Genomic DNA, 25,387 nt, shown 5'->3' on the forward strand with positions numbered 1-25,387 from the left:
CCTTGGAGACCGCTGTGAACGGACCCGTCGTCGTCGGATTCGACGGCTCGCCGGAGAGCCTCGCCGCCACCGACTGGGCGGCGCACGAGGCTCTCCTGCGCGAACTGCCGCTGGAGCTGCTCCAGGCCTGGCCCTGGCCGAAGACCGACGTGCTCGGCACCGACGAGGCGATCCGCTGGAGCCGGCAGCGGCTGGCCGCCCGCGAGGCCGAGCTGCGCGCGGAGCTCGCCGGGATCGAGGTTAGCTCCGCCCACGTCCCCCGGGACCCGGTCGAGGCACTGGAGGCGGCCGGGCGGGACGCCACGGTGCTGGCACTCGGCTCCCGCGGGCTGGGCACCGTGCGCGGCTTCCTGGTCGGCTCGGTGAGCCAACAGGTGCTGCGCCGCGCCGCCTGCCCGGTGGTGCTGGTGCGCGCCGACGGGAACCGACCGGCCACGGAGACGGCCCGGGACGTCGTCGTGGGTGTGGACCTGCGGCACCCGTGCGACGAGCTGCTCGCCTTCGCCTTCGAGGCCGCCGCCCTTCGCGCGGCCCGGCTGCGGATCGTGCACGGCTGGGAAGCGCCGATCGGCAGCGAGTACCTGGCCGCCACCGCGGTCGAGGGCACCAAGGGGGACCTCTCGGCGGCCGACCGCGACCTCCTGGACGCCCTCCCGGTCCCCTGGCTGGACCGCTTCCCGCAGGTGGCGGTGACGGCCGAGCTGGTACCGGCCGCGCCCGCCGAGGCCCTGCTCACCGCCTCGGCCACGGCCGGGCTGGTCGTGGTGGGACGGCGCGTGCGGCGGTGGCCGCAGGGTCCCCACCTGGGCCCGGTGGCACACGCCGCCATCCACCACATCGGCTGCCCGGTGGCCGTCGTCCCGCACGACTGAGCGCCGCGGCCGCCGCTCCCGGACCGTTCGGCGGCCACTGGGGACCGAACGGCCCACGCGCCGGCCCCGGCCGCCCGGGGCAGGCTGGAGGTGGGGACCGCAGACACCGACGAGAGGTGACAGCCATGCGCACCGTGATCGTGTACGAGAGCATGTACGGCAACACCCGCGAGATCGCCGAGGCCATCGCCGAGGGCGTGCACGAGGCCGACCCCGGTGCGGCCGTCGACTGCCTCCCGGTGGCCGAGGCCACCGCCGAACTGACCCGGTCCGCGGACCTGCTCGTGGTCGGCGGACCGACCCACATGCACGGCATGTCCTCCGGCATCAGCCGCCGGATGGCCGCCTCGGCGGAGGCAAGGAGGGAGGGCCACGAGGAGGCTGCCCGGGAGGCCCGCGAGACCGCCGAGGGCGAGGGCCTGCGCACCTGGTTCCGCCACCTGCCCGACACCGAACCCGGCACCTACGCCGCCGCCTTCGACACCCGGGGCGCCGGCGCCGGCAGCGGCGCCGCCGCACCGGGCATCGCCCACCGCCTCGAACACCACCACTACGACGTCGTCGCCGAGCCCGAGGGCTTCGTCGTCGAGGGCATCGACGGCCCGCTGCGCACGGGCGAACTGGACCGCGCCCGCGCCTGGGGTGCCGGCCTCGTCTGACGGCGGCCGCCCGTCCCGACCTCCCGTGTTCCGATGTCCGGCGTTCGAAAGGACGGAACGACGATGAGCACCGATGCCACCACCACGCCGATGCGCACCAAGCGCTGGACCCTTCGGCTCGACCTGTTCGAGGAGGGCGACCTGACCAAGGTCCACGCCGTCCTCGACACCGGCGAGAACACCCTGCACAGCCGCACCACGGCGCACCGCAACCCGCAGGATCCCCCGGTGCCGGAGATCGGCGACGAGTACGCGGCGGCGCGGGCCCTGATCGACCTCGGGCAGCAGCTGCTGCGCGCCGGCCGCACCGACGCCGCGGCCAACGACGGTGGCTGAGCGCCGGCGCGGCGTGTCCGGCGGCACACCGTCCGCAGCGCGGACCGGGCCCGCGGAGGACCGGGCCGGGCCCGATCCCCGGGACCGCTCACCCTGCTCCGGCGGGACCTGCGGACCTCGCCCGACGGCCTGACGGCGCGCGAGGCCGCCCCACCGCCTGGTCGTCCACGGCCCCAACGTCCTCGCCCGGCACGAGCGGCGGCGGTGGCCCCGGGAGCCGGTCCAGCAGTTCACCCATCCGCTCGCGGTACTACTGGCCCTGGCCGCGGTGCTGGCCGCCCTCGGTTCCTCCCCCGCGCTGGCGGTGGCGAGCGCAGCGGTGATCCTCCTCAACGCCCTGCTGGCATTCGCCCAGGAGCGCCAGGCCGAGCGCGCGCTCGAGGCCCTTTCCGGGTTCCTGCCCGACCTGTCGCCGGTGGACCACGGGCCGTCGGGCACCTGGCGGTGAAAGGGACTGAGGTCCCTCGGTCGGTGCGGCGGGGCACGCAAGGGGTCACGGCCCCGGCCCCGAGTGCCCCGCCCGCACGGGGCCGAACGGCCCCGGGTCCGGGCCCGGCGGGCCCTGGCACCGTGGCTTCCGACGGCGGACCGTGGAGGGGACGGAGCCCTCGCGCGGGCCCGAGGGCACTCGGCGAGCACACCGGAGGCAGCCATGCGCCGTGTCATCCGTTTCCGCGAGCTGGGCCGGGCCGACACCGGCGTGGTGGGCGGCAAGAACGCTTCGCTCGGTGAACTCCTCACCGCGCTGGGACCGCTCGGTGTCCGGGTCCCCGACGGGTTCGCCACCACGGCCGACGCCTACCGGGAACTGCTGGCCACCGACGGCCTGGGCGGGACGATCGCGCGGCAGGTCGACCGCCTGCACCGCGGTGCGCCGCTGACGGAGGTCGGTGCCGCGATCCGGGCCGCAATCCTGGCCGTGCCGTTGCCGCGGGGAACGGCCGACGGGATCACCGAGGCGTACCACCGGCTCGCCCGGGAGGCGGACACCCGGACGAAGGTCATGCTCAACCTGGCGGATCCCGGCGCCGCGTTCCGCTGGTGGCGCCTGCCGGCGGACGGCGTGGGGCTGGCCCGGACCGAGTTCGTGGTCGCCCACCAGGTGCGGGTCCACCCGATGGCCCTGGTGCATCCCGAACGGCTCTCCCCCGAGGACCGCCGGCGCATCGACGAGCTCACGTACGACCACCCGGACCGCACCGAGTACTTCGTCGACCGGCTCGCCCACGGCGTGGCCCGGATCGCCGCCTCCCGCTGGCCGGATCCGGTGGTGGTGCGCACCAGCGACTTCAAGACGAACGAGTACGCCCGGCTGATCGGCGGCGCCCCGTTCGAACCGGACGAGGCCAACCCGATGATCGGATGGCGCGGCGCGAGCCGCTACTACGATCCCGGGTACCGCGAGGGCTTCGCCCTGGAGTGCCGGGCCCTGCGCCGGGCACGGGACGAGCTCGGGCTCACCAACGTCGTGGTGATGATCCCGTTCTGCCGCACCCCGGAGGAGGCCGACCGTGTCCTCGCGGTGATGGCGGACAACGGGCTCGCCCGGGGTGCGAACGGCCTACGGGTGTACGTCATGGCCGAGATCCCGGCCAACGTCATCCTCGCCGAGCAGTTCGCCGAACGCTTCGACGGGTTCTCGATCGGCAGCAACGACCTCACCCAGCTCACCCTCGGCGTCGACCGGGACTCCGGTCTGCTCGCCCACCTCTTCGACGAGCGCGACCCCGCCGTGACCCGCAGCGTCGAATCCCTGATCACCACCGCGCACGCGGCGGGCCGCCACGTCGGTCTGTGCGGACAGCGCCCCAGCAACGACCCGGAGTTCACCCGGTTCCTGGTCTCGGCCGGCATCGACTCGATCTCCGTCACCCCGGACAGCTTCGCCGCGGTGAAGCACGCCGTGGCGGCGGCCGAACGGGAGACGTGAACAACCCCGGCCCCGCGGACCGAGCGACAGGAGAGCGCGATGACCACGACGAACCCGTCACCGGCCGGGACCGAAGCGTGGGTGGTGGGCACGCCCGCACCCGTCGGCGGGCCCGGCCCGGGCCCGCTGGAGTGGGAACGGCGCTCCCTCGGGGCGCCCGGACCGGCGGAGATCCTGGTGGAGGTGGAGGCGTGCGGGGTATGCCGCACCGACCTGCATCTCGCGGAGGGCGACCTCGCACCCCGCACGGCGCGCTGCACCCCCGGCCACGAGGTGGTCGGCCGCGTGCTCGCGGTCGGCACCGCCGCCGAGGGCTTCGCCGTCGGGGACCGGGCCGGGGTTGCTTGGCTGGCCGGGACCTGCGGCACCTGCCGGTACTGCCGCAGTGGCCACGAGAACCTGTGCCCCGACTCGCACTACACCGGCTGGGACCGCCACGGCGGCTACGCCCGGGCACTCACCGCGGACGCCCGTTTCGCCTACCGGCTTCCCGAAGGCCCTCCCGCCGAGGAACTGGCCCCACTGCTGTGCGCCGGGATCATCGGCTACCGCGCCCTGAGCCGGGCCGACCTGCCGGCCGGCGGGCTGCTCGGCATCTACGGCTTCGGCGCCTCCGCGCACCTGACCGCCCAGATCGCCCTCGCCCGGGGCGCCCGGGTGGCCGTGTTCACCCGCGCCGCACCGGCCAGGCGGCTCGCGCTGGAACTCGGCGCCGTCGTCGCCGGCGACTCCTACGACGCGCCGCCGGAGCCGTTGGACGCCGCCATCCTCTTCGCCCCGGTCGGCGAGTTCGTCCCCGTCGCCCTCGCCGCCCTGGACCGTGGCGGCACGCTCGCCGTCGCCGGTATCCACCTCACCGACATCCCGGAGCTGAACTACCAGCGGCACCTCTTCCAGGAGCGCACACTGCGCAGCGTCACCGCCAACACCCGGGCCGACGGCCGGGCCTTCCTGGCGGAGGCGGCCCGGACCCGCCCTGAGGTCCGCGTCACCCGCTACCCCCTGCGCCGGGCCGACGAGGCACTCGCGGACCTCGCCGCGGACCGGGTGACGGGCGTCGCGGTGCTCGTCGCGGAGTAGCGCCGACGGCCGTGCCCGTCCGGGGCGCAGCCGTCACGGGGAGCGCCGCAACTACGGGGCTGCCGCCACCCCGTCCTGCTGCCCTCGACCGGTCGACGACGGTGGAGGCCGGCCGGCCCCGACGGCTCGGTCTCCCTCTCCCGAGCCGGTTTCCCCCGGTTCGTTCGGCCGCCACCGCCTCGACCTGCACAGGCTCCGTGGAGCGGTCCTGCGGCTTGCGAAGCGAGGTGGGCGGCGGCTTCTCGGCGCCGAAGGTGGCGAGCACGACGCTCCCGTCGACCGTCTCCTCCACCGTCAGCCGCGCGGTGAGTTCGTCCAGGTGCCGGCGGTGGCCGCGCAGGAGGCCCACCGCTGGCCGTTCCGCCAGCCGCAGCAGCCGCGCCACCTCCTCGTCGACGGTGCGCTGGGTCTGCTCGGAGTACGGACGGCGCAGCCGGTCCTCGACGGTCTCGGCGAGGTACTGGGGGGCATGCCGGACGCGTAGCCGACGGGTCCCAGGCCGGCGGAGAGGCCGAACTCCCGGACCAGGCGACGGCGGTCGCGTTGGCGAGGTCGTTGGCGGCCCCGCTGGAGCCTTCGCTGAGGACGACCAGTTCCGCAGCCCGGCCGCCGAGCTGGACGAGGGGCAGCATCACGGCGAGGGCGACCGGCAGCACCCATCGCCGCAGACCGGGCGGAGGTCCGGGCGCCCGTCGGGCGGGCTCCGGTGGGTCCGGCGGCGGTCCGGGCTTCGCCCTACCGCTCGGGTGCCGGACGGGAAAGCGATCGCGTTCGTACACGGTGCGCCTCCGCTTCCATGACCGCGGCCTCGGCGGCTTCACCGGGGCACTGCTCGGCTCGGTCAGCCAGCACTGCGTGCACCACGCACCCTGTCCGGTCGTCGTCGTGCGCGCCACACCCACCCGACCGCCGGCAAAGCCGTGACCAGCCGGGCGGCGGACGGTCGGACGGCGGTGGTCGGCGAGCAGTCGAGCACCGGGCCGACCGGTAGGAGGATCGCCATCCACACCACTCGACGCCCCCGTTCCCACTTCCGGGTGTGGAAGATCGCCCGTGAGTGCCGCCACCCGCAGGCGGCCGACGGCATCTGAGAACGTCCACTCCAACGGATCCGGCGCGCCGCCTCCCGCTGTCCCTGATCGTCGATCAAGGGCGGCGGGCTGATTGCCCTGCTCGGTCCGCAGGGCCAGGCCCGCTGATGTTCCGTCCGGTACGACGAAGATCGACGACGACGCCCAACCAGGCTTCATGCCCGGCCTCCCGTCATCATGATCGCCCGGACAGGCGCCGCCTGTGACGCACCCTCAGGCCATTCGTCGCCCTTCGCCTCCCCATTACACGGCGATGACCCGGAGTTGACCCTTTCAGGCCGGACCCTTTACTCCTGGCACGACCGACCGAGCTCCCCCTGCGAACGGCATCACCGCAGCTCACGGCCGAGTTCTGGCCGATGGGCCGCACGCTCCCGCGGTCGCACCGGACCGTCCGGACTCCAGCGGCGGGACCGGCGGGACGCGAGCCGTCGCGGCGACCGGCAGCCTCCGCCGGATTTCGCATACGCCCCGATCTTCCATTCGCGAAACGAATATGCAATGTTACATGTCACGTTCCCCGTATGTTGTCATGCAGCCACCCGAACCGCGCTGCCGCAACGACCCTCCCCCCGCATGGCCGCTCCCCCAGCGCGGCCGCAGACTGCATGGAGGCTTCCCCCACGTGAGCACCGTCAGATTGCTTAAACTGCCGTACATAGTACGGCTGTTGACGATCGCACTGACACTCTGTCTGGCGATCGGCCTGTTCGCCCCGTACACCTCCGCCGCTCCAGCCACGGCCGCCCCGGCGCCGGGGTCCACCGCCCCCCAGCCCGCCTCCGGCGCCGCTACCGACGACTACGGCCGGGACGCACAGGTGCCCGTCCGCGAGCGCGCCCCACTGCCGCTCGCCAAGAACGCCCAGCGCTACGACGAAGCCGGAAAGGACAGCACCTCCAGGAACAGCGCGGACGGGAACGGGCTCGGCAGGAACGCCAAGTCCCCCGGCGCGAACGCCGAGGCTGCCGCACCCGCCGCGGCCTGCACCGTCGGGGACTTCGCCGCCCGCACCGGCAGCGCCCTGGTCCAGCAGATCAAGTCCGTGGACACCGACTGCATCGACGGGCTCTTCAACCTCACCGGGAGCAACGCGTACTACGTGTTCCGCGAGGCCCAGATGACGACCGCGGCCTACGCGCTGCGCGACGCGGCGGTCAACTACCCCGGAAACAACAGCACCTCCGTCGCCCAGCTGATCACCTTCCTGCGGGCCGGCTACTACGTCCAGTGGTACAACGCCGCTTCCGTCGGCACCTACGGCTCCGGCCTGCAGACGGCGATCCGCAGCGCCCTGGACGCCTTCTTCGCGAGCGCGCACTCCCGGGACGTCACGGCCGACAATGCCCTGCAGCTCGGCGAGGCTGTCACCCTCATCGACAGCGCGCAGGAGAACGGCCGCTACATCTACGTCGTCAAGCGCCTGCTCGCCGACTACGGCGACCGCTACAACAGCGCCGAGGGCATGGCGCAGGCCGTCAACAACGTGTTCACCGTCACCTGGCGGGGGCACGAGAACGCGGCGTTCGTATCGGCGGTCCGTTCCGACACCAGCCTGCTCGACGCGATGTACAACTTCGCCGTCACCCACAACGCCCGGCTCGGCGGCGACCAGAGCGAGCTGGTCTACAACGCCGTCCGCGAGCTGACCCGTTTCCTGGTCGACACCACCATCCAGCCCAAGGTCCGCCCGCTGGTCAAGGCCCTCGCCGACAACAGCTCCGTCTCCGGCCGCACCGTCTACCAATGGGCCGGCGTCGCCGAGATGGTCGCCTACTACGACGCCGCCAACTGCGCCTACTACGGCACCTGCGACGCCGCGAACCGCCTCAAGACTGCCAACCTGACCGTCAACTACACCTGCAGCCCGAGCATCAAGATCATCGCCCAGGCGCTGGACCCCGCCCAGCTCGCCACCACCTGCTCCAGCCTCACCGGCCAGGACGCCTTCTTCCACTCCGTGGCCAAGGACAACGGCCCGGTCGCGGACGACAAGAACACCACCATCGAGGTCGTGGTCTTCCACTCGCCCTTCGACTACGGCGTGCTCGCCGCCGCCATCTACAACATCGACACCAACAACGGCGGCATGTACCTGGAGGGCAAGCCGAACGTGGCCGGCAACCAGCCGCGCTTCCTCGCCTACGAGGCCGACTGGGCCCGCCCCGACTTCCAGATCTGGAATCTCAACCACGAGTACACCCACTACCTCGACGGCCGGTTCAACATGTACGGCGACTTCGACGCCGGCATGACCACCCCGACCGTCTGGTGGGTCGAGGGCTTCGCCGAGTACGTCTCCTACTCCTACCGCAAGGAGACCTACGCCGCGGCCGTCAAGGCCGCCGGCACCCGCTCCTACAACCTCAGCACCCTCTTCGACACCGCCTACGGCGACCAGGAGCGCGTCTACCGCTGGGGCTACCTGGCCGTCCGCTACATGCTGGAGAAGCACCGCTCCGACCTGGACGCGGTGCTCGCCAAGTACCGCGCCGGCGACTGGAACGGCGCCCGCACCATCCTCAAGACCACCATCGGCACCCGCTACGACGCCGACTTCGGCACCTGGCTGACCGCCTGCGCGGCCGGCGCCTGCGGCGGCACCACCAACCCGTCCGACAACCAGCCCCCCACGGCCGCCTTCACCGCCACGGTCAACGGGATGAGCGCCTCCTTCACCGACCGCTCCACCGACCCGGACGGCACCGTCGCCGCCCGCGCCTGGAACTTCGGTGACGGCACCACCTCCACCACCGCCAACCCGACGAAGACCTACAGCACCCCCGGCACCTACACCGTCGCCCTCACCGTGACCGACGACAAGGGCGCCACCGCGACCACCAGCCAGAACATCACCGTCGCCGGAACGCCGGAGTGCACCTCCGCAGACACCCGCCAACTGGACCGCAACTGCGGCCGGAGCAACACCTCCGCCACCACCGGCACCTACGCGTACTTCTACCTGTACGTCCCGGCCGGCACCACCCAGCTGAAGCTCACCAGCAGCGGCGGCACCGGCAACGCCGACCTCTACTACAACACCAGCGGCTGGGCCTACACCAACTCCTACACCGCCAAGTCCACCACCGCGGGCAACAACGAGACCCTCACCATCACCAACCCGCCTGCCGGCGCGGTCTTCATCAGCCTCCACGCCCAGCAGGGCTTCAGCGGGGTGAACATCAAGGCCGAGTACTGATCCCCGACACCCGCACGACCTGAGACACACCGCGGCCCCGCCGAGCACGCTCGGCGGGGCCGCCCGACCGCCTGTGCGCCGGCATCCGGACGGGGCGGATCGGCAACCCTCTCCACAAGCTCCACGGCGGGGTCCGCCTGTCGAGCGGGTTCTGACCCGCTTTCCTCCCGAGGAGAGTTCACTCGAACGGGGAAGCCGGAGGTCGCCGCGACGTCCGACCGCCGAGTGGCACGTCAGGGCTGCGAATCGATCCTCCATGACGGTGGTGGGGACCGCCGGCCCCCGGTTCAATCCCGACCGTCGCCGGGGCCGACGGCCGGGTCGAGCGACCGCGTCGCCGCTCCCCCGCGCCCTCCGGCCCCGCCTTCGGTCAGATCCCCGCGTAGGAGTGCTTACCGGTGACGAAGATATTCACGCCGTAGTAGTTGAACAGCCAGCAGGCGAAGGCGGCGAGCGCCAGGTACGCGGCCTTGCGCCCCTTCCAGCCGGCGGTGGCGCGGGCGTGCAGGTAGGCCGCGTAGGCCACCCAGGTGATGAACGACCAGGTCTCCTTCGGGTCCCACTCCCAGTACTTGCCCCAGGCGGCCTCGGCCCAGATCGCACCCGCGATGATGGTGAAGGTCCACAGCGGGAAGACCAGGGCGTTGATCCGGTAGGCCGTCTTGTCGAGCGTGGCGGAGGCGGGAAGACGCTGCCAGACCGAGGCCGGGGTGCGCAGCGGGCCGGTGGTCAGACCGGCGGCCGCCCGGCGGTCGTAGGCGTCCTTGCCCAGGTACAGGACCGTGGTGGCGAAGCCCGCGTACAGCGCGCCGCCCGCGAGGATCGCGCAGGCGACGTGGATCCCCAACCAGTACGACCGCAGCGCCGGCTGGAGCTGGTCGGAGGAGGTGTAGAGGATGCCCACCGCCACGGCCAGGGTCACCAGCGCCGCGACCACGACGGGCAGGCCGAGCCACCGGACGTTCTTCTTGGCAGCCAGCAGCCCCAGGTAGGCGAGGACCATGGCGAGGGCGAAGGAGCAGGAGAACTCGTACATGTTGCCCCACGGCCAGCGCATCACCGACAGGCCGCGGGAGACCACGCCGCCGGTGTGCAGCAGGGTGCCGAGGACGGTCAGCGAAACCGCGATCCGGCCCGCGAGGTCACCCCTCCTGCTGACCCCCGCCGCACCCGGGCCGTCGATCTCGACGTCGCCACGCCCACTGGTCACCACCGTGGCGCCCTCGCCGACCAGCGCGGTGCGGGTGAGCGTGGTGGTGCCGCCGCCCGCGGAGGCGACCGTGACGGCCACCTTGTGGCCCGCACCTGCGGGTTCCTTGGCGGCCGCGACCGTGTCGGCCAGCGTCGTGTGCCCGGCGGAAACGGACGGCCACCGCGCCCTTGCCACCGAACGTCCACTCGAAGACGTGGGCAAGCATGGCGATCGCGTAGACGGCCATCGCCGAGTAGATCAGTTTGTTGGACAGGGCGGCCGCCTGTGGGTCAACCGAGGCGAAACGGTCTTCGCGTCCTGGATCCACAGGGCGTCGTTCCTCTTGCCGTTCCAGGTCGCCGTTCACAAGCCCACGAGACTCGATCGCGGCGACACCGACCTCGGTACTGGGCCGTGTATCGGGTTGCGATCGATCCGAGGGAGTTTCCCCGGGCGGCACCGGATCCGGTAGGCCTTCGCCTATGACGCGCGCCTAACTTCCCGATGCCGAGCGTGAGTTCATAGGGCCGTATCTGCCGATCGGCACATGCGGCCCCTACCCGGAGCGACTGCGTCAGCAGTTCGAAGACGTGATCCGACGGTTCAGCACAGGCGGGCAGTGGCGGGAGATGCCCCAGATCGAGAGGAACGTCGAGGCGCCCGACGCCGCCACCGGATCCGACCGAAGGAGGCACTGCCGGGACGCTCAAGGGTGGGCGGACCAGCAAGATCCACCTGGTCGGCGACCGCAAGGGCCGGCCGCCGGCCTTCGTCCTGCCCGCGGGGCGGGCCTCCGACAACCGCCCCCAGCACGCTGGCCTGGAGCTTCAACCTCTCCTCGGCAACACCTACATCGACCACGGCGGCGTCCACGGACTGAGCACCGACGGCCTGCGGACCGACGGCTCGATTTCCGGCCTGCCCTCCGTCCCCGAGAAGGCCCGACAGCTGACGGTGCGGATGGATTCCTCCAGGGGCCACCGCTCCTGCGCCCTCAACCGAACTGCGACAGTGCGAGGTTGAGTTCGAGGACGTTCACCCGGGGCTCGCCGAGGAAGCCGAGGACACGGCCGGTCACGTATCCGTCGACCAGTCGGCGGACCACCTGTGGATCCAGGCCGCGGGCCCGGGCGACCCGGTCCACCTGCTCGTGGGCGTAGCCGAGCGAGATGTGCGGGTCGAGGCCCGAACCGCTCGCGGTCAGTGCGTCGGGGGGTACGGCGGCCGGGTCCACCCCGTCGAAGGCGGCGACGGCGGCTCGGCGGTCGTCGACGGACCCGGTCAGCGCGGAGTTGTTCGAGCCCAGGTTGCTCGCGCCCGAGGCGGTCGGGTCGTAACCGCCGGCGGACGGCCGCGGCTGGAACCACTTCGGGTCGGGCAGCGGCCACTCCTTCGGGTCGTCGGGGTTCTTCTTCGGCAGGTCGAAGCTCTGCCCGAGCAGGCTGGAGCCGATCACGCGGCCGTCCTGGTGCAGCCGGGAGCCGTCGGCCTGCCGGGACAGGGCCAGCTGCGCGAAGCCGGTGATCAGCAGCGGGTAGGCCAGCCCGCACAGCACGGTGAAGACCAGCAGCAGGCGAAGCGCGGTCAGGTGCGCCCTGATCAGCGGTCTGAGCACCCGCGTCAGCACGGTCGGCACGATCGGCCTCCTTGCGGCTCAGTGCAGTCCGGGGACGAACTGGATGGCGAGGTCGATGAGCTTGATACCGAGGAACGGCAGGATCAGCCCGCCCACCCCGTAGCGGCCGAGGTTGCGGCGCAGCAGCGCGGAGGCCGAGGAGGGGCGGTAGCGCACGCCGCGCAGGGCGAGCGGGATCAGTGCGACGATGATCAGCGCGTTGAAGACGATCGCCGAGGTGATCGCCGAGGTCGGGCTGTGCAGGGCCATGATGTTCAGGTGCCTCAGCCCGGGGTACACGCCCGCGAACATCGCGGGGATGATCGCGAAGTACTTGGCGACGTCGTTGGCGATCGAGAAGGTGGTCAGGGCGCCGCGGGTGATCAGCAGTTGTTTGCCGATCTCGACGATCGCGATCAGTTTGGTGGGATTGGAGTCGAGGTCGACCATGTTGCCGGCCTCCTTGGCGGCCGAGGTGCCGGTGTTCATCGCCACGCCGACGTCGGCCTGGGCGAGGGCGGGGGCGTCGTTGGTGCCGTCGCCGGTCATCGCGACCAGCTTGCCGCCGGCCTGTTCGCGTCGGATCAGGGCCATCTTGTCCTCGGGGGTGGCCTCGGCGAGGAAGTCGTCGACCCCGGACTCGGTGGCGATGGCGCGTGCGGTGAGCGGGTTGTCGCCGGTGATCATGACGGTGCGGATGCCCATCCGGCGCAGGTCCTCGAAGCGCTCGCGGATGCCCTGCTTCACCACGTCCTTCAGGTGGATCACGCCGAGCACCCGGGCCGGGTCGGCGCCCTGCTGGACGGCGACCACCAGGGGGGTGCCGCCGGCGGCCGCGATGCCGTCCACCAGGGGGCCGGCGTCGGGGGTGGGGTGGCCACCGTTGGCGGCCACCCAGGCGAGCACCGCGCCGGCCGCTCCCTTGCGGATGCGCCGGACGGCCGTCTCCTCGTGCAGGTCCACTCCGCTCATCCGGGTCTGCGCGGTGAACGCGATCCACCGCGCGTTCTCCAGCGCGCCCTGCTCGCGGGCGCGCAGCCCGTGGTCCTGCTTCGCGAGCACGACGATCGAGCGGCCTTCGGGCGTCTCGTCGGCCAGGCTGGAGAGTTGGGCGGCGTCCGCCAACCGGGCCGGCTCGACGCCGGCGACCGGGATGAACTCGGCGGCCTCGCGGTTGCCGAGGGTGATGGTGCCGGTCTTGTCGAGCAGCAGGGTGGAGACGTCGCCGGCGGCCTCGACGGCGCGGCCGGACATGGCCAGCACGTTGCGCTGCACCAGGCGGTCCATGCCGGCGATGCCGATCGCGGACAGCAGGGCGCCGATGGTGGTCGGGATGAGTGCCACCAGCAGGGCGACCAGGACCACGGTGCTCTGCTCGGCGCCGGCGTAGGCGGCCATCGGCTGCAGGGTGACCACGGCGAGCAGGAAGACGATGGTCAGTGAGGCCAGCAGGATGTCGAGGGCGATCTCGTTCGGGGTCTTCTGCCGGGCGGCGCCCTCGACCAGGGCGATCATCCGGTCGATGAAGGTCTCCCCGGGTTTCGAGGTGACCTTCACGACGATCCGGTCGGAGATCACCTTGGTGCCGCCGGTGACCGCCGACCGGTCACCGCCCGACTCGCGGATCACCGGGGCCGACTCGCCGGTGATCGCGGACTCGTCCACCGAGGCGACACCCTCGACCACATCGCCGTCGCCGGGGATCAACTGACCGGCCTCGACGATCACGTGATCGCCGACCCGCAGTTCGGCAGCCGGGACCTCATGCTCCGGCGGTTCCCGCAGGCCGGGCCGCCAGGGTGTGGCGATCCGGCGGGCCACGGTCTGCGTCCTGGTCCGCCGCAGGGTTTCCGCCTGGGCCTTCCCGCGGCCCTCCGCGACCGCTTCGGCCAGGTTGGCGAAGACCACGGTGAGCCAGAGCCAGACGGTGATCACCCAGGCGAAGACGCTGCTGTGCCGGATCGCCGAGACGGTGGTCAGCACCGCGCCGACCTCGACGACGAACATGACCGGGTGGCGGACCGTCACGCGGGGATCGAGCTTGCGCAGGGCGTCCGGCAGGGAGGCCAGCACCTGCCGGGGGTTCAGCACACCGGCGGAGACCCGGTGCGCCTCGTGCACGGGGGGCGTTCCGCCGGCCGCCGTCGTCACTGGTGCGCCCCGGTCGTCATCGAGGGGACTCCGCCGTCATCGGTGCAGCCCTTCCGCGAGCGGTCCGAGGGCCAGCGCCGGGAAGTACGTCAGCCCGACGACGATCAGCACCACACCCAGCAGCATGCCGACGAACAGCGGCCGGTGGGTGGGCAGCGTTCCGGCGGTCACCGGCACCTTGCCCTGCCGGGCCAGCGAGCCCGCCAGGGCCAGGACGAAGACCATCGGCAGCAGTCGGCCGAACAGCATGGCCAGCCCCAGGGCGGTGTTCCACCAGGTGCTGGTGGCGGTGAGCCCCGCGAAGGCCGAACCGTTGTTGTTGGCCGCCGAGGTGAAGGCGTAGAGCACTTCGGAGAAGCCGTGCGGGCCGGAGTTGAGGATGGCGGTCCGCTCCCCGTCGAGGGTGATCGCCGTGCCGGCTCCGACCAGCACCACCGCGGGGGTGGTGAGGATGTACAGCGAGGCGAACTTCATCTCCCGGCCCCCGAGCTTCTTGCCCAGGTACTCGGGTGTGCGACCGACCATGAGGCCGGCCACGAAGACGGTCACCACCGCGAGGACCAGGATCCCGTACAGCCCGGAGCCGGTGCCGCCCGGGGCGATCTCCCCGAACATCATGTCGACGAGCAGCACGCCGCCGCCGAGCGGGGTGAAGGAGTCGTGGGCGGCGTTGACCGCGCCGGTCGAGGTCAGTGTGGTGGAGGCGCCGAACAGGGTGCTGCCGGCGATGCCCAGGCGGACCTCCTTGCCCTCCATGGCCGCCCCGGCCGCACGCAGTGCCGTCCCCTGGTGCCGCCATTCGAAGTACGCCAGCAGGGCGCTCGAACCGATCCAGATCAGGGCCATCACCGCGACGACCGCGTACCCCTGGCGCCGGTCGCCCACCATGGTCCCGAAGGCCCGGGGCATCGCGAAGCCGATCACCAGGAGCAGGTAGACCTCCAGCCAGTTGGTCAGCGGATTCGGGTTCTCGAACGGGTGGGCCGAGTTGGCGTTGTAGAAGCCGCCGCCGTTGGTGCCGAGCAGCTTGACGACCTCCTGGGAGGCCACCGGCCCACCGGGGAGCGCCTGGGTCCCGCCGCCGAGCGTGCTCACCTGGGCCGCCGCGTGCAGGTTCTGCACCATGCCCGCGGCCACGAACACCACGGCGAACAGCACCGAGACCGGCAGCAGCAGCCGGATCGTCACCCGGACGAGGTCCACCCAGAAGTTGCCCACCAGGTCGGTCCCGCTCCGCTGGAAGCCCCGGATCAGCGCGGCGACCACGGCGATGCCCACGGCGGCGGACAGGAAGTTCTGCACCGCCAGGCCGGCCATCTGCACCAGGTGGCCCAGCGTGGACTCGCCCGCGTAGTTCTGCCAGTTGGTGTTGGTGACGAAGGACACCGCGGTGTTCCAGGCGAGCGGGGCGTCCACCGCCGGGAACCCGAGGGACAGCCACAGGTGGTTCTGCAGCCGCAGGAAGGCGTACAGGAAGAGCACCGAGACCGCGGAGAACGCCAGCACCCCGCGCAGGTAGCCGGACCAGCTCTGGTCCGCGTCACCGCGGACCCCGATCACCCGGTAGATGCCGCGCTCGATCCCCAGGTGACCGCGGCCGGTCAGGACGCCCGCGAGGTAGTCGCCGAGCGGCCGGTACGACAGCACGAGGGCGGCCACCAGGGCGAGTGCCTGGAGCCAGCCCGCGAGCGCGGCATCCACCTCAGAACCGCTCGGGGAAGACCAGCGCCAGCACCAGGTACACCACCAGCACGGCGGCGACGATCAGCCCGACGGTGTTGTCCACGCTCACAACCGCTCGACCCCCTTGGCGAGCAGCGCCAGCACCGCGAACGCGACCACCGTCAGGCCGAGGTAGCCGAGATCCATCACGACACATCACCCCATGGTCACCATGCGCACGCGATCGAATGCCGTGTGTCATGACGATCCTCGGTCGACGTGCCCGCCGACGGCGAGCTTTTGCTACGCCATCGGGGTCGCACACGGCGGGCGGCCCGATGGCTCGCGCCCGGGCCGGAGGACCACGGGGCGCCCCGGATGTCCCCCCTCGCGCGGGTCGGACGTGGGCGACGAACTGGTCGGCGGGCACCGCGACCCCGGCGGGGTGCGTGAAGTCCGCCGCCCGTTCCACGAGCCGGTCTCGCCGGACGCCGGGGGACGAGGCGGTCGACGGCGCCCTCGGCCCGGGCGGCCCGGTGCCTCCGTTCCTCGGCATCACGGCGGTCGACCTGGTCATCGGGCTCCTCCCCGGCCCCGGCTGACCGGCCCCAGGGGCGTCGGCCGTCAAGGTCCCGCCAAAACAGGGACGTCCGGCGTCACGGTCGCGTCAGCGTCGGTTCCCCCGGGCACCTCGACGGCTTTCACTGGAGACCTGGGAACCGCACACCCCACGGCGAAGGAGGCCAGGACCATGACCGGTACCACGCGGGTGATCGTCGGGCTCGACGGGTCGCTGGGCAGCCTCGCAGCCCTGTACCGCGCGGTCACGGAGGCGGGCGCCCGCGGCGCCGTGCTCGTCCCCGTGGCCGTCTGGGCCCCCACCGGAGCGGACGGCCTGCGGCCGTACTCCGAACTCGAACACGCCGCCCGGCGACGGATCGACACCGCCTTCGAGCAGACCTTCGGCGGCTACCCCGCCCACCTGGTCGTCCACCCCCGGGTGGTCCGCGGCGAGCCCGGTCCCGCGCTCGTCTCCGCCGTGGGCGGCCAGGGCGACCTGCTCGTCCTCGGCACCGCCCGCCCCGGCCGCCTGCTGCCCGGCCGCCCCGGGTCGACCGCCCGCCACTGCCGCGCGCACGCCGCCTGCCGGGTCCTCACCGTCTCCCCCTCCGACCTGCTGCGCAGCCTGGAGTACGCCGCCCGCAGCGGTGCACCGCTGCCGCTCGCCGCGGGGGCTCACGCACGCTGATCCGCGCCGCCGGGCCCTGCCGCCCGCCGCAGGCCGAGGACCAGGGTCGTCCCGCCGCCCGGGGTCGGCTCGACGGTCAGTTCTCCGCCCATGGCCTCGGTGAATCCCTTGGCGACGGTGAGCCCGAGGCCGGCGCCCGCGACCCGGCCCGGGGCCCGGTGGCCGGGGTGGAACGGCTCGAAGAGCCGCTCCCGCTCCGCCGCGCCGATCCCCGGCCCCCGGTCGACCACCCGCACGTCCACCCGACCCGCCACCACCCCGGCGTCGACCCGCACCGGCTCACCGGGCGGCGACCAGGTACGGGCGTTGGCCAGGATGTTCGCCAGTGCCCGTGTCAGCAATCCGGCGTCGGCCTCCACCCGCGGCAGGTCCTCCGGGAGGTCGAGCACCACCGTCGTCCCGCCGGGCGGCAGGCTCCCGACCGCTTGGGCCAGCACCTCCGCCAGGTCGGTCGGCCACAGCGACACCGGCACCCGCCCGGCCTGCAGACGGCTCAGATCGAGCAGATCGGCGACCATCCGCGTCAACCGGTCGGCCTCGCCGTCGATGATCGCCGAGAGGCGACGGACGTCCTCCGGCGGCCGGTCCACCTCCTCGGAGCGAAGGCTGGACGCCGAGGCCTTGATCCCCGCCAAGGGCTCGCGCAGATCGTGCGCCACGGCTTCCAGCAGGGTGGTGTGCAGGGCGTCGCTGCGGGCCAGGGCCCGCGCCGACTCCGCCTCCCCGGCCAGCCGCGCCAGTTCGCGCAGCAAGCGCAGCCGGGTCACGAACGGGCCGAGCAGCCGGGCGTTGTCCTCGCTGAGCGCGGGCCCCGCCAGCACCAGGACGGCGTCCCGGTCCAGTTCCACGGCGAACGCCGCGTCCGCCGGACTGCCCGGGAGCGGGCCGCCGGCCGCGTCCTCCGGACGCCAGCCCGTGCCGTCCTGGACCAGGATGCCGACGGCGAACAGGCCGAAGGCCAGCCGCAGTTCCTCCAGCAGCTCGGGCAGCGGGTGTTCCCCGCCCCGCACCGGCTCCCCCGCGAGCCTCGCGAGGGCCTGCGCCTCCGCCCGGGCGCGGGCCGTCTGCTGGGACCGGCGGGCCAGTCCGTCGATCAGGTGGCTGACGATGCCCGCGACCGCCAGGAACACCACCAGTACGGCGACGTCCGCCGCCCGGCCGACCGCGAGGCTGTGCCGCGGCTCGGTGAAGAACCAGTCCGCCGCGAGCGCCGAGGTCGCGGTGGTGGCGGCGGCCGGGGCGAGACCGCCCAGACGCGCCGTGCCGGCCACCACGAGCAGCAGGCAGAGCAGCGCGCCGGACAGTCCGAGCGAGCCGCGCAGCGGTGACAGGGCGCTCGCCGCCACCACCGCCCCGGCCGGCCCGAACGACCAGCCCAGCAGGCGCCGCCGGGCCGGGAGGGCCGCGGCCCGGCGCGGGCGCGGCGCACGCGGCAGTGCCAGCTGGTCCGGAGCGGGCGGCGGCAGCACCCGGACGTCGATCGGTCCGGCCAGCCGGATCACCCGGTTGATCACCGAGCCGCTCACCAGCTCCCGCAGCCGCGACCGGCCGGTCGGCCCGAGCAGGATCTGGGTCGCGCTCTCGGCCCGGGCGAAGTCCACCAGCGCCTGCGCCACGTCTTCCCCGGTGATCTCCGCGTAGGCGCCGTGCAGTTCGCGCAGCAGCTCGCGCTGCCCGGCGAGCGCGGGGGGTTCGTGCCGGACGGTCCCGCCGTCCGACCGGACGTGGACGCCGATCAGGTCGCCGTGCACCCGGGCGGCCGTCCGTGCGCCCCGCCGGATCAGGTGCTCGCCCTGCGGTGCGCCGTTCAGCGCCACCATGATCCGTTCCTTGGTCTCCCACGGCGCCCGGATGCCGTGCCGGGCCCGGTACTCGGCCAGCTCCTCCTCCACCCGGTCCGCCAGCCACAGCAGGGCCAGCTCCCGCAGCGCGCCGAGGTTGCCGGCCCGGAAGTAGTTGTCCAGCGCCACGTCGACCCGGTCCGGCGGGTAGACCTCGCCCCGCGCCATCCTCGCGCGCAGCGCCTCCGGACTGAGGTCGACCAGCTCGATCCGGTCGGCCGCGCGGACCACCTCGTCCGGGATCTGCTCGTGCTGGACGATGCCGGTGATCTGCTCGACCACGTCGTTGAGGCTCTCCAGGTGCTGGATGTTGAGCGTCGTCGCCACGTCGATCCCGGCGTCCAGCAGCTCCCGCACGTCCTGCCAGCGCTTGCCGTTCCGGCCGCCCGGCACGTTGGTGTGGGCCAGCTCGTCCACCAGGGCGAGCGCGGGCCGGCGCCGCAGCAGGCCGTCGAGGTCCAGCTCGGTCAGCTCGATGCCGCGGTACGGCGCGGGTCGGCGGGGCAGCACCGGCAGATCGCCGAGCTGCTGCTCGGTGCCGCGCCGGCCGTAGGTCTCGGCGAGGCCCACCACGACGTCCAGCCCCTCGTCCCGCAGCCGCCGTCCCTCGGCCAGCATGGCGTACGTCTTCCCGACACCGGGCGCCGCGCCCAGGAAGACCCGCAGCTTCCCCGTCACGTCCGGCTCACCACCTCCGTCAGGTCCATGCTGCTCCTGCTCGGATCGGTTGTCCCGCGACACCGGTCCGCGAGGGGTGGCCAAGGAGCGGCCGTGCACGGGGCCGGAGCCACCGCAGCGGGATGGTCCTTCCCGGACGCCGCACCCTCAGTGCTCGGCTTGCCACCGGGCTTCGAGCCTCCGGGTGCCGCCCGGAGCCACGACGGGTCGCCAGGTGGCGGTCAGCGCGCCGCCCCGGCGAGCGGGTTCACGTGAGCGGGAAGGCGATCAGGGCCGGCACGATGACCACCTGCCGCACCGCCCGCACCCAGTGCGGTGGCCGGGTCCACCTGATGTCGCTCCGTCGAGCCACTCGGCTGCCGAAGGGCGCTCGTCGCCACCGCGCCCTTCGGTCCCGGCGCACGCGCCGTTCGGATGCTGCACGAAAAGGCAGACCTCTCGGCCTGGTCGTATGGATGCCGTCAGGAGTCACGGAACGGAGGATTTCCGAGGTCTAACATCCGTCTTCTTCGAGAAGAAAGATGCCTCCGACATGAAACCCCTGTCCCGCATGAAACGCGCCCTGACCTATGGGGTCGCCGCGGTCGCCGTATTCTCCGGCATGACCGTGCAGGCCGAGGCCGCTCCGGCCGCCCCCGTGGACAAGACCTGCGGAACTCCGGCCGTCCCGGGCGGCGGCAACTGCATGACCTCGCTGATCGGCGCCGGCTTCGACATGATCCGGGCCATGCGCGGCGCCGCCAACGCCAACAAGCTGGACAACGCGGAGTTCACCCAGAAAACCGCATCGCAGCTGAGCCAGAAATTCCCCGGGTTCAATGTCCTGGTGTTCAAGACCGTGGGCACCGACCTGTACGACACCGAATGGTTCACGAACGAGTACAAGGCCGACATGAAGGGGGTGCTGATCGACACCACCTACAAGCTCAACCATTTCATGAACAAGGAGGAGCAGAAGGACCCCTCCGGCTACGACAAGTTCCGGATCTGGGTGTTCCAGGGCGAGTCGACCTTCCGCAACCGGGGCGACGGCGGCTATATGAACTGGGCGTTCGTCGGCAACGACGGCGACAGCGTCAAGAAGGAGCCGTGGACCTGCCGGGCGGGCACCGCGCGCCCCTACAAGTGCGACGGCGATGTGCGCACCCTGCACTTCCCCGCACGCTCCGGCTACGGCAGCAGGACCGGCAGTCTGACCCCGGACTCCAGCGCCCCGGGCTACCACGCCTGCCTGGACGTCAGCGGCAACGGCACCGCGAACGGCACCCCCGTGCAGATGTGGGAGTGCAACGGCGGCGACGCCCAGAAGTGGACCTACAACGGGTACAAGCTCCGCGCGGCCAACGGCAAGTGCCTCGACCTCCCGGACAACAGGGCCGCGAACGGGAACGGGCTCCAGATCTGGGACTGCCTGGAGATCCCCGGCCAGCGCTGGCACATGTCACCCAGCGGCGGCCTGCGCCACCTGACCGACCCGGACGACCGGTCCAAGGACGTCTGCGTCGACGACTTCAGCGGCCGGACCGCCAACGGCAGCGCCGTGGTCGCCTGGGCCTGCGGCTCCGAGGACAACCGGGACGCGCCCAACCAGAACTGGGCCTGGGGCGGCACCCCGCCGACCACCAACCCGGGCACGCCTGCCAACGGCGCCGACGTCACCCTCAAGCTCGACAACGGCCTGGGCGCCGTCCCCGTCAGCGGTTCGGCCGGCGCGTCCGTCGTCGCCGGGCTCCGGGGCGGCAACGAGTCCAAGTGGAAGCTCACATCGGTCGGCGGCGGCCGCTACCGGATCACCAGCTCCTACGGGCTGGAACTCACCGAGAGCGGCGGCTACATGGCCGAACTCCAGCCGTGGAGCAACTCCTCGAAGCAGAAGTGGGAGCTCGTCGGCGTCGGCAACGGCCGGTACCAGATCCGGATCTCCGACGACGACTGCCTCGCCCACGACTCCGACTTCAAGCAGCTCGGCGTGTGGACCTGCAAGCGCGGCTGGCAGCAGGAGTGGGTGCTCGAATCCGCCTCGGGCGGCGTTGTCGTCCCGGGTGAGCCGGGCACCCCGACGAACCCCACGAAGCCCCCGACGGGCGGCGGCGGCAGCGCCGTCCCGACCGAGCGGCCGCTGTTCCTGAAGCTCGACAACGGCCTCGGGGCCACGGCCCCCACCGAGACCGCGAGCTGGGGCGCGCCGGTCCTGGGCGGCATCCTCGGCTACAAGGGCTCCACCTGGACGATCAAGCCCCTGGGCGGCGACCGCTACCGCATCGTCAACGACCTCGGCTACAACCTCACCGAGAACCCCGAGACCTACGTCGCCGAGCAGCAGGCCTGGGGCAACACCTCCAACCAGAAGTGGCAGTTCGTCGGCGTCGGCAACGGCAAGTACCGGATCCAGATCTCCGACGACGACTGCCTCACCCACGACTCCGACCACAAGCAGCTCGGCGTCTGGACCTGCGAGGGCGGCTGGAAGCAGGAGTGGTCCCTCCAGCTCCGCTGACGCACGGCACCCGCCCCGGACCGGCCGGACCGGATCCCCGTGATCCACCGCCGGTCCGGGGCGGGCGCAGCACCGGGTCCTTGCTTCGCCCTACCCCACGTGGACGCGCGGCTGGCGGGCAGGCAGTAGGGCGGTCCTGGTCACGCGGTACCAGTACAGGTTCTGCAAGGTGCATGGGGAGTGCGCAGCGGAACGGTGTGGCCGCGGGCGACAGCGAGGGCGGCGCGGTGGCAAACGAGGAGGCCCGCGCCTGGACCCGTTGAGGATCGATCCCAAGCTGATCCGCAACCGCGTCGGCTCTCGGGGGTGTTAGATCCGACGTCCTCTCGACATAGACAGGGTGGGATCCGATCTGGGGAGAGGTCTTGGGGGTAGAGGATGAGTTCCGGGCTGTGTACGGCGAGCATCACACAGCGGTCTACCGCTATGTCCGCCGGCGGGTGGCTCCGGAGGAGGCCGCGGATGTGACGGCCGAGGTCTTCACCACGGTGTGGCGGCGCTTCGGGGACCGTCCTCGTTCTGCGGTGCTGCCCTGGTTGTACGGCGTCGCGCGCAGGACCGTCGCCAACCACCTTCGGGCGCGGGAGAGCGCGCTGGCGGCGGTGCGGGCTGGCGAGTCGGTGGCGGTGGTCGCGGCGCGCGACGTCGGAGAGCAGGTCGCGGCCCGTGACGCCGTGCAGCGGGCGTGGTCGGGGCTGTCTCCGGCTGACCGGGAGGTGCTGGCCTTGACCGGCTGGGAAGGGCTACCGGTCCGGGACGCCGCCCGGGCCCTGGGGTGCAGTGCGGCGGTGTTCTCGATGCGGCTCCTGCGGGCGAGGAAGCGGCTACGGGCGGCTCTGGATGCCTCGGAGGACGGTTCCACGCGGACGAAAGCGGCAGACACGCGGAAGGTGGGGGTGGCGCGGTGAGTACGGCGAAGCGGGTCAGGGAGATGATGGTGGCCAGTGATCCGGCTGCGGGCGAGCTACCGGACCGGGCCGAGGCCGAGGCCGCGTTGGAGATGATCCTGGGCGACGCTGCCGGACGGCCGGTTGAGGGCCCGCCGAGGCGTTCCCGGCCGCGGCGTCTGGTGCTCGGCCTGGCCGCCGCCGCGACCGTCTCGGCGGTGGCGACGGCGCTGCTCGTGCTGCCCGGAGGCAGCGGCCCCGCCGCGGCCGCCACCCCTGCACCGCTGGCGTACCACCTGACGACGGAACAGGAGTCCACCGACGCGCGCACGCAACTCCTGCAGGTCGCCCGCACCGCCCGGTCGGCCGGCGAGACACCCGTCACCCCGCTGGGGCTGCACTGGCAGCAGTGGGCGCTCAACACCCGCGACGACCGCGGAAAGGTCACCTCCCGCGTCGTCCCGTACGACTACGAGATCCTCAACGGCCCGGCCGGCCTCGTCATCAGACGGCGCAGCCTCGGCGGGTCGGACAAGACCCGCACGGACCCCTTCCACCCCACGCTTGGAGACCTCAGCACACCGCTGGACGGCCAGGCCCTGAAGGACTGGCTGCGCAGGCGCACCCCTGGTGTCGACGGGCCGGGCGGGGCCTCGCAGGCGGTCCACGACCTGCTCGCCGCGCGAGCCCTGACCGGCGGCCAGCGCGCCGCGGTGCTGGAGCTGATCGCCTCCCTGCCGGGCCTCGAGCTCACCGGGACCGTGACCGACCGGGCCGGGCGGGTGGGCGTCGCGTACTCCGCGAGCTCGAAGGAGAGCGGCCTGCCCACCCGCTACACCTTCATCATCGACCCGGGCACCGGCCGGGTCCTGGCCCAGGAAGCAACCCTCACCGAGACCGCCGGCATGCTCAACGTCCCCGTCCCCTCGGTGACCAGCTACAACGTCTACCTCGGCAATTCCGGCTGACCACGCGAACGCACCGGGTGCCAGGGTGAGGGGGTCGCATTCCAGCGCCGCGCGGCCGATGCTGACCAGGAGGGCGAGAACTGCTTCACGATCCGGCGTCTTCGCGTCGTCGGCGAGCGCGAACAGGAACGGCAGGCTCGCCGCAGTACAGACATAGACGTCGCCCTGGTGGTGGGCCGCATTGTAGAAGCTGCTGAATGCCTTCTTCCGGACGTCGGCATCGGGCGAGGCCATCTGCTCCAGCCACCGCGGGACCTCCACGGCCGGACCGTAGGCGTGGCCCATCGACGACCAGTCGACATCCGCAAGGTGTTCGTTGATCATGAACCGCACCATGGCACAGGTCACTGACAAGGCCGCGGTTGGCCGTATCCCGCCCGGCGGCCTCGTCAGCCAGCAGGGCCCGCGCGATCGCGGCGGGTTTCCAGCAATGGGCCTTCGCGGTCGGGACGATCTCGACCATCGCCCGTCGGATGTGAGGCAGTTTCAGGCGACGGGTCAGCGCCATCGCCTCGTCGACCGCCTCGTCGAACGCGGCGCCGGAGGCCGCCGCGACGGCCGAGGTCAGTGCGGCCAGTCGGGGTCGGACCGGTGCAGGGGACGGAGTCGTGGTCATGGGGCGTGCCCTACGTGTCGGAGCAGTTGGACAGGTTGTGGTCATGGAGGAGATGGGTGACGAGAACGTGCGGGCAACCTTCAAGCAGCCGGCTCGGCGGGTCGGTGACGAGCCCGCCGCTGCGGGTCAGCCGACCGCCGCCGTGCTGGCCCTCACCTCAACCGGGTCCTCCCCGCACGCGCGGGGGTCGGCCATTTTGTACGAAGCGGCGGGGACCGTGAAGGTCCTCCCCCAGGCTGCTCCCGTCCGGTCGTGGGTCCGGCTATCGTGGCGGGCATGACGTATCGCGTGCAGTACACCGTCGAGGCGAAGGCGACGATCGATGCCCTGCCCGCCGCACGTCGTGACCTCCTGGAGCGCGCCCTGGGTGTTCTCTCCCGCGATCCGTACCACAAGACCGCGACGGCGCCGATCGGTCTCGACGAGCACCTGCGCAAGGCCTACGCCGCCCCCGGGGTCGTGGTCGAGTTCATGGTCGCCGACCACGTCCTGGTCGTCGTCGTCCTCCAGATCTTCGACGAGCTCCAGTACCTGATCGACGAAACCGACGCCCGCTGACCACAGGCACGCACAGGTCAGTCGGCCAGCACGGACCCCAAGGGCCACCAGGCCGTCCTCTCCGCAAACGCGGAAGCCGTCGAGGGGACGATGTGGGCGGAGGGTGCCAACGGACAAGCTCAAGATCCCTCTCAACGGACACTTCGCATTCCTTCCGGCGGACAGCTGCTCCCGGGACGGCATGACGTATCGTCACCCGCGCGGGTCTGTCGCTACTGAACTTGATTGGGTGATGTCGGTGTGGTTCGCCTGACAGCCGGGTGTCGGCACCGGTAGCCCTGGGGCGTGAGGTACGCGCAGGGCGGC

19 protein-coding genes and 4 pseudogenes are annotated in these 25,387 nt (G+C 72.3%); 17 read left to right on the top strand and 6 right to left on the bottom strand.

The window, feature by feature from the left end:
- Positions 1–14: 14 nt before the first annotated feature.
- The 11 genes and pseudogenes from ABZW10_RS32410 (at position 15) to ABZW10_RS32460 (ending at position 9,167) form a co-directional block, all read left to right on the top strand.
- Positions 15–872 (top strand): universal stress protein, encoded by an 858-nt coding sequence (locus ABZW10_RS32410; RefSeq protein WP_355373197.1) that lies wholly within the window; start codon positions 15–17, stop codon positions 870–872.
- 125 nt (positions 873–997) lie between these two features.
- The gene (locus tag ABZW10_RS32415) at positions 998–1,531 is read left to right on the top strand and encodes a flavodoxin domain-containing protein (protein WP_355373148.1); all 534 of its coding nucleotides are present in this window, start codon (positions 998–1,000) and stop codon (positions 1,529–1,531) included.
- A gap of 63 nt (positions 1,532–1,594) precedes the next feature.
- Positions 1,595–1,867 (top strand): dsRBD fold-containing protein, encoded by a 273-nt coding sequence (locus ABZW10_RS32420; protein WP_355373150.1) that lies wholly within the window; start codon positions 1,595–1,597, stop codon positions 1,865–1,867.
- Positions 1,868–2,024: 157 nt separating this feature from the next.
- A pseudogene (locus ABZW10_RS32425) lies at positions 2,025–2,129 on the top strand (cation-transporting P-type ATPase); the annotation flags it as partial.
- A gap of 6 nt (positions 2,130–2,135) precedes the next feature.
- The gene (locus ABZW10_RS32430; protein WP_355373153.1) at positions 2,136–2,315 is read left to right on the top strand and encodes a hypothetical protein; all 180 of its coding nucleotides are present in this window, start codon (positions 2,136–2,138) and stop codon (positions 2,313–2,315) included.
- 204 nt (positions 2,316–2,519) lie between these two features.
- Positions 2,520–3,797, top strand: a complete 1,278-nt coding sequence (locus tag ABZW10_RS32435; protein WP_355373156.1) for a putative PEP-binding protein — start codon at positions 2,520–2,522, stop codon at positions 3,795–3,797.
- A 39-nt stretch (positions 3,798–3,836) separates the two neighbouring features.
- Complete coding sequence (locus ABZW10_RS32440) at positions 3,837–4,877, top strand: zinc-binding alcohol dehydrogenase family protein (protein ID WP_355373159.1); 1,041 nt, start codon at positions 3,837–3,839, stop codon at positions 4,875–4,877.
- Positions 4,878–5,205: 328 nt separating this feature from the next.
- The gene (locus ABZW10_RS32445) at positions 5,206–5,361 is read left to right on the top strand and encodes a hypothetical protein (RefSeq protein WP_355373161.1); all 156 of its coding nucleotides are present in this window, start codon (positions 5,206–5,208) and stop codon (positions 5,359–5,361) included.
- A gap of 317 nt (positions 5,362–5,678) precedes the next feature.
- A pseudogene (locus ABZW10_RS32450) lies at positions 5,679–5,801 on the top strand (universal stress protein); the annotation flags it as partial.
- Positions 5,798–5,968, top strand: a complete 171-nt coding sequence (locus ABZW10_RS32455) for a hypothetical protein (protein WP_355373164.1) — start codon at positions 5,798–5,800, stop codon at positions 5,966–5,968. The pseudogene ABZW10_RS32450 and the gene ABZW10_RS32455, both read left to right, overlap by 4 nt.
- Positions 5,969–6,638: 670 nt before the next feature.
- A complete protein-coding gene (locus ABZW10_RS32460; RefSeq protein ID WP_355373167.1) occupies positions 6,639–9,167 on the top strand; it encodes a collagenase in 2,529 nt (842 codons plus the stop codon).
- A 370-nt stretch (positions 9,168–9,537) separates the two neighbouring features.
- Here ABZW10_RS32460 and ccsB read toward each other — a convergent pair.
- Positions 9,538–10,606 (bottom strand): annotated as a pseudogene (gene ccsB, locus ABZW10_RS32465) (c-type cytochrome biogenesis protein CcsB).
- A 274-nt stretch (positions 10,607–10,880) separates the two neighbouring features.
- On the opposite strand from ccsB, the pseudogene ABZW10_RS32470 reads away from it, so the two are divergent.
- Positions 10,881–11,160, top strand: a pseudogene (locus tag ABZW10_RS32470) (hypothetical protein); the annotation flags it as partial.
- A gap of 193 nt (positions 11,161–11,353) precedes the next feature.
- Here ABZW10_RS32470 and kdpC read toward each other — a convergent pair.
- From kdpC to kdpF, 4 genes are all read right to left on the bottom strand, one after another.
- The gene (gene kdpC, locus ABZW10_RS32475; RefSeq protein WP_355373170.1) at positions 11,354–11,995 is read right to left on the bottom strand and encodes a K(+)-transporting ATPase subunit C; all 642 of its coding nucleotides are present in this window, start codon (positions 11,993–11,995) and stop codon (positions 11,354–11,356) included.
- 18 nt (positions 11,996–12,013) lie between these two features.
- Positions 12,014–14,095: a potassium-transporting ATPase subunit KdpB gene (gene kdpB / locus ABZW10_RS32480; protein ID WP_355373172.1), complete on the bottom strand. Its 2,082-nt coding sequence runs from the start codon at positions 14,093–14,095 to the stop codon at positions 12,014–12,016.
- Positions 14,096–14,161: 66 nt separating this feature from the next.
- The gene (gene kdpA / locus ABZW10_RS32485) at positions 14,162–15,826 is read right to left on the bottom strand and encodes a potassium-transporting ATPase subunit KdpA (protein WP_355373175.1); all 1,665 of its coding nucleotides are present in this window, start codon (positions 15,824–15,826) and stop codon (positions 14,162–14,164) included.
- A 1-nt stretch (position 15,827) separates the two neighbouring features.
- Complete coding sequence (kdpF, locus tag ABZW10_RS32490; RefSeq protein WP_355373178.1) at positions 15,828–15,917, bottom strand: K(+)-transporting ATPase subunit F; 90 nt, start codon at positions 15,915–15,917, stop codon at positions 15,828–15,830.
- Between the two features lie 621 nt (positions 15,918–16,538).
- Here kdpF and ABZW10_RS32495 point away from each other — a divergent pair.
- Positions 16,539–17,036: a universal stress protein gene (locus ABZW10_RS32495; RefSeq protein ID WP_355373181.1), complete on the top strand. Its 498-nt coding sequence runs from the start codon at positions 16,539–16,541 to the stop codon at positions 17,034–17,036.
- On the opposite strand, the gene ABZW10_RS32500 is transcribed toward ABZW10_RS32495, so the two are convergent.
- Complete coding sequence (locus ABZW10_RS32500) at positions 17,024–19,555, bottom strand: ATP-binding protein (protein WP_355373183.1); 2,532 nt, start codon at positions 19,553–19,555, stop codon at positions 17,024–17,026. The two genes, ABZW10_RS32495 and ABZW10_RS32500, sit on opposite strands and share 13 nt — an antisense overlap.
- Before the next feature lie 550 nt (positions 19,556–20,105).
- Between ABZW10_RS32500 and ABZW10_RS32505 the strand changes: the two genes are divergently transcribed.
- The 4 genes from ABZW10_RS32505 to ABZW10_RS32520 all read left to right on the top strand — a co-directional run bounded on the left by ABZW10_RS32505 (position 20,106) and on the right by ABZW10_RS32520 (position 25,081).
- The gene (locus ABZW10_RS32505) at positions 20,106–22,052 is read left to right on the top strand and encodes a ricin-type beta-trefoil lectin domain protein (RefSeq protein WP_355373186.1); all 1,947 of its coding nucleotides are present in this window, start codon (positions 20,106–20,108) and stop codon (positions 22,050–22,052) included.
- Positions 22,053–22,444: 392 nt separating this feature from the next.
- Complete coding sequence (locus ABZW10_RS32510) at positions 22,445–22,960, top strand: sigma-70 family RNA polymerase sigma factor (RefSeq protein ID WP_355373189.1); 516 nt, start codon at positions 22,445–22,447, stop codon at positions 22,958–22,960.
- Positions 22,957–23,907, top strand: coding sequence for a hypothetical protein (locus ABZW10_RS32515; protein WP_355373192.1), 951 nt, complete (start codon positions 22,957–22,959; stop codon positions 23,905–23,907). The genes ABZW10_RS32510 and ABZW10_RS32515 overlap by 4 nt, the downstream gene beginning before the upstream one ends.
- Positions 23,908–24,799: 892 nt before the next feature.
- The gene (locus ABZW10_RS32520) at positions 24,800–25,081 is read left to right on the top strand and encodes a hypothetical protein (RefSeq protein ID WP_355373195.1); all 282 of its coding nucleotides are present in this window, start codon (positions 24,800–24,802) and stop codon (positions 25,079–25,081) included.
- Positions 25,082–25,387 lie beyond the last annotated feature (306 nt).

This window comes from Kitasatospora sp. NPDC004723 (genome assembly GCF_040609255.1).
Taxonomy (GTDB): domain Bacteria; phylum Actinomycetota; class Actinomycetes; order Streptomycetales; family Streptomycetaceae; genus Kitasatospora.